The organism is Neochlamydia sp. AcF84, assembly GCF_011087585.1.
In the GTDB taxonomy this organism is placed as follows: Bacteria; Chlamydiota; Chlamydiia; order Chlamydiales; family Parachlamydiaceae; genus Neochlamydia.
The window spans coordinates 1-1,417 of record NZ_VJOT01000084.1 but is presented as its reverse complement, the minus strand read 5'-3'; the positions used below and the strand labels follow the sequence as shown (position 1 = coordinate 1,417).

The window sequence follows — 1,417 nt, the reverse complement described above, 5'->3', positions numbered from 1 at the left end:
AAAAAAATTGATCCTGCAAGGAGGTAAGTGGCAAAAGGTAAAACTTACCCTTCAATCGAAGAAATATAGTGAAGTAATGGCTATACGTGTTAAAGAAACGATCACCAAGGCATTTTATAGACCAGGGGTTGAAAGATGGTTAATCATGGAAAAGCTAGGAAACGATCAATATAAATACTATGTTTCCAATGCCTCAAAAGATACTCCCCTCTCATGTATGGTAGAATGGATTCATGAGAGATGGAAAATCGAGCAAGGCTATCAGCAGATGAAAGAGGAGCTAGGATTAGATCACTTTGAGGGGCGGTCATGGCTAGGACTCCATCATCATTTGACGTTATGTTTTATGGCTTATAGCTTCTTAACCTTACTGAAATACCAGGCAAAAGATAAAAAAAAATCTCAATGACTCTGCCTCAAGTCAGAAGATTAATTAACAGCTTATTTTGCATTACTATTTGCCCTTTTTGCCAAGCTATTCATGACTCATCCAAAAGGCTATTTTTTGATACCTCTTAAACCTAACGAAGTAGTACTAGTACTACCTCGTTAAGTGGCTTTTTGATATTAATGTAGGTAAGGTTTACTAATTAAGGAGGGGCAATGAATCTAGAGCAACTAAATTCCATTCGCGAACAACTTAATGAATGGATTAATGTTTTCAAAGCCAACTTAGGAAGATCAGAAAGAGTTCACTGGTGCAGATTATACATTTCAGGATTAATATTAGATGGAGAAAGAAAATCTATCGAACCCATGGCAAAAAGGCTTCCTGGAGGAAATGAACAAGCCATTCAACAATTTGTCAATCAAAGCCCTTGGGACCATGCAGCGATGCAACAACAACTGGCACGGCATATGGCTCAAAGCATGGGGGTTAAAAAAGGAGTACTTGTTCTAGACGACACTTCTTTACCCAAGAAGGGAAAGTTTTCGGTAGGGGTAGCCAGGCAGTATTGTGGAGCTTTAGGAAAAATTGCTAATTGTCAATCAATCGTCACGTGGCATTACTGTGAAAAAGGTAAAGAGCATTTTCCTATCCTAGGTGAATTATTCCTTCCTCAATCTTGGACAAAAAGTAAAAAAAGAATGCAGGTAGCCAAAGTTCCTAAAGCAAGATACAAGTTTTTAAAGAAATGGCAGCTTGCTTTACAACTTTTAGATGATATTCTTAAGAAGGATTTTCCCTATGAAGCGCTTGCTTTTGATGCCGGTTATGGAGAAAAACGAGAGTTATTGGGAGAATTAGATAAAAGGCAGTTAACCTTTGTGGCTCAAATTCCTGAAAATCATAGCTTTTGGCCTATCGATATTTCTTTAAATTCCACCAAGAACATTAGAGGTAGGCCAAGAAAATATCCAGAAGTAGCCGATAAAAACTTTAAGCCCCTTTCTGCCAAGAAATGGTTAAAAAAAT

General features: G+C 37.5%; 2 protein-coding genes. Both read left to right on the top strand.

Annotation, left to right across the window (positions count from 1 at the left end; genetic code table 11):
* The coding region (locus tag NEOC84_RS09675; protein WP_166154163.1) for a transposase at window positions 1-409 on the top strand (409 nt) is incomplete at its 5' end.
* A 194-nt stretch (window positions 410-603) separates the two neighbouring features.
* Window positions 604-1,417 (top strand): IS701 family transposase (locus NEOC84_RS09670; protein WP_166158724.1); only part of this gene is annotated, 814 nt, incomplete at its 3' end.